The organism is Streptomyces sp. 8P21H-1, assembly GCF_013302945.1.
Window position 1 is genome coordinate 231 of record NZ_JABTYA010000034.1, and the last position, 5,186, is coordinate 5,416.

Here is a 5,186-nt window from a genome sequence, read left to right on the forward strand (position 1 = left end):
ATTCGAGGAAGCGGGCGAACCGTGCGTCGCCGGCCTCGAACGCTCCCAGGTATTCGAAAAGGTCCTCGGTCGACCAGTCCTCCGGGTTGCGGAAGACGTGTTGCTGGATGTGCTGTCTCAGGCCTGGCGGCCGATTGGCGCTGAAAAGTAGCAGGTCAGCGAGGGATTCTTTCCGGTCGAGTACCCAGAAGCGCTCCAGCAGCGCCATGAATCGGCTTTCGTGGCGTGCCAGGTCCGCAAGGTCCAGGGCTCGGGCCAGCTCACGACGGATCCTTTCGGGTATGTATCTCCGCAGGTGACGACTCAGCCCAGAGCAGATCCTGTATCCCGTTGCGGGTCGCAGGGGTGAGACTCACACGCGCCAGGATGCGTTGCGCGACGTGGGGGAGGTCGTTGTCGCAGACCTGGGCGTAGCTGCATTCGATCCGTTCGCGCAGCGATCCCCTTTCTTTGGGGATCTCCGGCATGGCCAGCTCCGCGAATGCTGCGTTGAGGGTGGCGTGCGTGTTCCCGCTGAGGTGGCGCGAGACGACGACGTCCAGCAGCTGCCGAAGTACGGAGCGATCCCTGCTGTTGGCCATCAGCCGATGGTCCCAGAGCTCGGGCGGGCAGTCAGCTGTTTGTAGCGCCCATGGCGGCTGTCGAGGCAGTCGGGCTCGCCGTGCTGGGCGGGGGTTGAGCGGGTGCTGGTGATGACGCGGTGGGTGCCTCATGTGCGGGGCCCCAGGACCTGCCCGGGCAGCGGCCGGAGCAGGTGTTCGTTCACTTGGCCGCTCCTGTACGTTCCGCGAGGCCCGGCCGCCGCCGGCGTCGCCGAGTTCCAGGCATGGGCTGCGGAATGTGCTCCTGCGGGGCGCATCCGCGCCGTGCGGTGACGCAGCCGAGGGCCCGGGTGTGCGGATGCGGCTGGTGTGCGGGTCTGCGTCAGTGCGCGAGGACTGGATACACGTGTTCGACCTTCGGCGGGGCCGCGAAGTGGGGGCCGGCCAGGGCCCGCCAGCGGGTGAAGGCGTCGGAGGCGCGGAAGGTGACGGTGTGGTGCTTGACCGTCTCCCACCGGACCATGAGCCGGTAGCGCGAGGGGTGTTCCACGCTGCGCTGCAGGTCAACCCCGTCGCAGCCGTCGGCCGCGAGGAAGAGGGGCAGTGCCTCGGTGACGGCCTTTTCGAAGGCGTCCTCCTGGCCCGGGAGGATCTCGATCTGCGCGATCTTAGTAATCACGATGGCGTCTCCTTGCGTTCCCAGGCCGTCGCGGGAGTCAGGCGTGGTCGGCCGGGGCTTTGTGGTGCTCGGCGTCGATGCGCGCGGTGACACCGGTCTCGACGATGGTGCGGGTGGCGTCGACGGTGGCGTAGATCCACAGGATGCGCATCGGTTCGGTGGCGGAGGCGTTGCGAAAGCGGTGAGGGGTGTCGGCGGGGACGTAGGTGGTGTCGAAGCGGGTCAGGTGGTGTTCGGTGCCGCCGATCTTCACGATGGCGTTGCCATCGAGGATGGTCACGCTCTCGGGGCAGTTGTGGGTGTGCAGGGCGATACCGGCACCGCCCTCGAAGAGGGTCTGGCCGGTGAGGAAGATCTCGGCGCCGACGGACCGGGTGACCAGGGGGATGGTGCGGGCGCCGCCGCCACGGCTGAAGGAGGTCAGCTCGGCGGGACGCAGGACGGCGGGCGGGAAGGCGGCGAAGCAGGATTCGTCGGCGGGGTGGTTCATGGGGATCTCCGTTTCCTTTGCTGCAGGCGCGCACCACGGCGTGCGGTGGGGATGTTTTGTCCTGCTCGCATGCCTCGTTCTCGCTGTGCCGTCGGCGCCCGCACGACCCGTGAGGCGAAGAGCCGTGGCGACAGGCCGGCCCGGTGCCACGGCTCGCGGTCGGACTCGCCGGTGGGCCGCAGAAGGAAGTCCTGCGGTCCACCGGCAGGTGGTGTGGCTCGGACACACCGCTCAGGCGATGCTGATGGCCCCGGTGAGGAGCGCGAAGGCGATGTACGCGAGGGAGACAAGCACGCCCCAGCGCAGAGCGTGCTTTTGGAAGTCGCCCAGTTCCGCCTTGACGAGCCCGAGCAGGACCCACAGGGGCGCGCTGGTGGGTCCCATCATGTGCAGGATCTGGCCGATGGCGCCGGCTCGTGCGATCTCGTTGGCGGGGATGCCGTAGTGCGCGGCGGACTCGGCCAGGACGGGCACGACGCCGAACCAGTAGGCGTCGTTGGACATGAAGAAGCCGAGCGGCAGTGCGAGGATGGCGGTGAACAGCGGGATGACGTTGCCCCAGCCCTCGGGGACGATCGACAGGGCCGCGTCGGCCATGGCCTTGATCATGCCGGAGTCGGTCATGATGCCGGTGAACACGCCGGCCGCTAGGACCAGGATCATCACCGGGACCGCGTTGGCGGCCTGGCGTTTGATGAGGTCCTGCTGGTCGCCGATCTCGCGGATGTTGACCAGCAGGGCGATGACGAAGGCGACCATGAACAGCACCAAGAGGTCGGCGACCTCCGCGATGAGCAGCACCATGAGCAGCAGGGTGAGACCTGCGTTGAACCACATGCGCCAGCCGGCGTTGATCGGTTCGAACGCCTCGCCGGAGGCGATCTCCAGTTTGTAGGCGGCCAGCTTCTGGGCGTCGAGCTTGCCGCGTTCGCGCAGGCCGAGCCAGTAGGCGACGGCGATGATGGTCAGGCTGGTCAGGGCCATGGGCGCGAGCATGTGGACGAAGTACTCGGTGGCGCTCAGGTGCAGGACGCTGATGCCGCGGGTGGCGGCGCCGCCCCAGGGGGTGGTGCCGGAGATGGTGCCCAGTGCCATCGCGGCGAGCGTGGCGAGGATGAGCGGGTTGATGCCCAGGCGCCGGTAGATGGGCAGGAACGCCGAGCAGACGATCATGTAGCTGGTGGTGCCGTCCCCGTCGAGGGCGACGCACAGGGACAGTACGGCGGTGCCGACGATGATCTTGACCGGGTCGCCCTTGGTGGCGCGGATGATGGCCTGGACGATCGGCTCGAAGAGCTTGACCTCCATCATCAGGCCGAAGTAGAGGACGGCGAACAGCAGCAGGGCGGCGGTGGGCGCGACCGTGTCCAGGCCGTTCATGATCATGTCGCCGAGCTTGCCGCCCTTGCCCGCGACGACGGCGGCAGCGATCGGCGTGAGCATGATGGCGGTGAACGCGGAGAGGTATTTGCGCATCACGAGCAGCATGAAGCTGCCCAGTGTGGCGAAGCCGAGGACGGCGAGCATCGTTGCTCCTTGGGGCAGGGCTGCGGGCCGCCGGTCGAACGGCGGCGCACGACGGCGCGTGGGTCAGTGCGGGGCGGTCTGGACAACGACCGCCGGCACACACAGGGCCGTACTCGGCTCGTGTGACGGATCGGTCATGAGGACGTGCGGCTCCTGTACGGCGGCTCGGACGGGCGCACGGTCGCGGCGGGCAGGGCCCGATGAGGACGTCAGGAGTGCGCCTGACATGGCTGGGATCCCCGGCGCGGTCCGTCCGGGGAGGCGGGTGGCTTGATCCCGCCCACTTCCGGACAACCGGTTCACCGGATTGCCGGTAGGTAACTAGAATCCGGCCATCTCGTCAATACCCGAAGTGACCCGAAGTGAGGATTTCGATGGCCGAACTCGCCAGAATCACGGTCGAGCCGCGCGAGCCCCTGGCCGCCGAGGTCTCCCGCCGCCTGATCGACTACCTGATGTCCGGCGAGGTCCAGCCCGGCGACCGCATCCCCTCGGAACGACGGCTGACCGAGATGCTCGGGGTGAACCGCCCCACCGTGCGCGAGGCCATCAAGTCGCTCGGCTTCCTGGGCCTGCTGGAGATCCGCCAGTCCAGCGGCACCTACTTCCGCGGCACCGACTCCGATGTGCTCTACCGCCTCTTCGAACTGGGCCTGGTCCTGGGCGAACGGGGCGCCCGCGACATGGTGCGGGCCCGCGCCGAACTGGAGGTGATCGTCGCCGGCCTGGCCGCCCAGGCGCGTGACGAGGCCGGCGTCGAACTGCTGCGGGCCCGGCTGACGGCCATGCGGGAATGCCCGGACGAGGAGTTCCCCGAGGCGGACACCGCCTTTCACGCCGCCCTGGGTGAACTGGCCGCGAACACGGTGCTGCGGGACATGCTCAAGGGCATGCGCGCGATGATCCAGCGCGGCTGGGTGGAACGCACCGGCGCCGTCCGCTCCCGTGAGGTGGCCTACGCCGACCACGTCCCGATCTACGAGGCGGTGGCCCAGGGCGACGCAGAGGCCGCCCGGGCGGCGATGGCCCGGCACATGGACGGCGCGTCCCGCCGCCTGATGGAGGCGCTGGAGCGGCGCGAGAAGTAGCGCGCGCCGCGGGCCGCCGGGCCGCTCCCGGTGTCGCGCGGCTCTCTCCACCTTCAACCGGTTGACCGGTTTACCGGTTGGTCTTACAGTGGCGGCGCAGCGCAGCGAGAACACGCTGCCGCCCTGTCCCGGGCCCGCCCCGGCCGTCACGGAACACTCCCGTGCCAGCCGGAGAAGGCCCGCGGTCGGGACCCACGCCGGTCCCCGCCTACCGGAAGAGGAAGATCCCGGTGATCACATCCCCACCCCTGGTCGCGATGATCCACGCCGTGCCCGCCGCGCACCGCACCGCCCACGAGGCGTTCGCTCAGCAGTTTCCGCAGGCCACTGTCTGGAACGTGCTGGATGACCGCCTGCTGGCCGACGCCAACGCGGCCGGCGGGCTCACCGGCGCCCTGCGCCGGCGCATGCTCCGCCTGATCGGGCACGTGATGGACGGCGGCGCCCAGGGCCTGCTGTTGACCTGCTCCTCCTACGGCGAGGTCGTGGACACCGCCCGCGCGCTGTGGGACGTGCCCGTGCTGAAGTCCGACGAGTCGATGTTCAAGGCCGCTCTGGCCGGCCCGTACCGGCGCATCGCCGTGGTCGCCTCGGTGCCGCCCGCCGTCCCGGCCGCCGTCTCCCAGCTCCGAGCGCTCGTCCCGGCGCTGCGCCCAGGCCGTCCGGTGGACATCGTGACCGCTCTGAGCGAGGACGCCGCCGGCGCCACCGATCCCCGGACGGTTGCCCGTCACCTGGCCGAGGCCCTGCGGGCCGCCGGCGGTACTGACGCCGACGCGGTGCTGCTGGCCCAGTACTCGCTCACCCCGGCCCGCGACGCCCTGGCCGACCTGCTGGGCGTGCCGGTGCTGGACGGCGCG

At 69.6% G+C, this 5,186-nt stretch carries 6 protein-coding genes and 1 pseudogene; 2 read left to right on the forward strand and 5 right to left on the reverse strand.

Features of this window, described 5'->3' with window-relative positions; genetic code table 11:
* The 5 genes and pseudogenes from HO151_RS00795 to HO151_RS00815 all read right to left on the reverse strand — a co-directional run.
* A pseudogene (locus HO151_RS00795) lies at positions 1–343 on the reverse strand (hypothetical protein); the annotation flags it as partial.
* Positions 261–581, reverse strand: a complete 321-nt coding sequence (locus tag HO151_RS00800; protein ID WP_173894215.1) for a hypothetical protein — start codon at positions 579–581, stop codon at positions 261–263. The gene HO151_RS00800 and the pseudogene HO151_RS00795, both read right to left, overlap by 83 nt.
* Positions 582–924: 343 nt before the next feature.
* Positions 925–1,221 (reverse strand): antibiotic biosynthesis monooxygenase family protein, encoded by a 297-nt coding sequence (locus HO151_RS00805; RefSeq protein WP_173894216.1) that lies wholly within the window; start codon positions 1,219–1,221, stop codon positions 925–927.
* Between the two features lie 37 nt (positions 1,222–1,258).
* Positions 1,259–1,711, reverse strand: a complete 453-nt coding sequence (locus HO151_RS00810; RefSeq protein ID WP_173894217.1) for a cupin domain-containing protein — start codon at positions 1,709–1,711, stop codon at positions 1,259–1,261.
* 231 nt (positions 1,712–1,942) lie between these two features.
* On the reverse strand, positions 1,943–3,238 hold the full coding sequence (locus HO151_RS00815) for a CitMHS family transporter (protein ID WP_173894218.1): 1,296 nt from the start codon (positions 3,236–3,238) through the stop codon (positions 1,943–1,945).
* 374 nt (positions 3,239–3,612) lie between these two features.
* Between HO151_RS00815 and HO151_RS00820 the strand changes: the two genes are divergently transcribed.
* Complete coding sequence (locus tag HO151_RS00820; RefSeq protein WP_173894219.1) at positions 3,613–4,326, forward strand: FadR/GntR family transcriptional regulator; 714 nt, start codon at positions 3,613–3,615, stop codon at positions 4,324–4,326.
* A 230-nt stretch (positions 4,327–4,556) separates the two neighbouring features.
* Positions 4,557–5,186 (forward strand): aspartate/glutamate racemase family protein (locus HO151_RS00825; protein WP_173894220.1); only part of this gene is annotated, 630 nt, incomplete at its 3' end.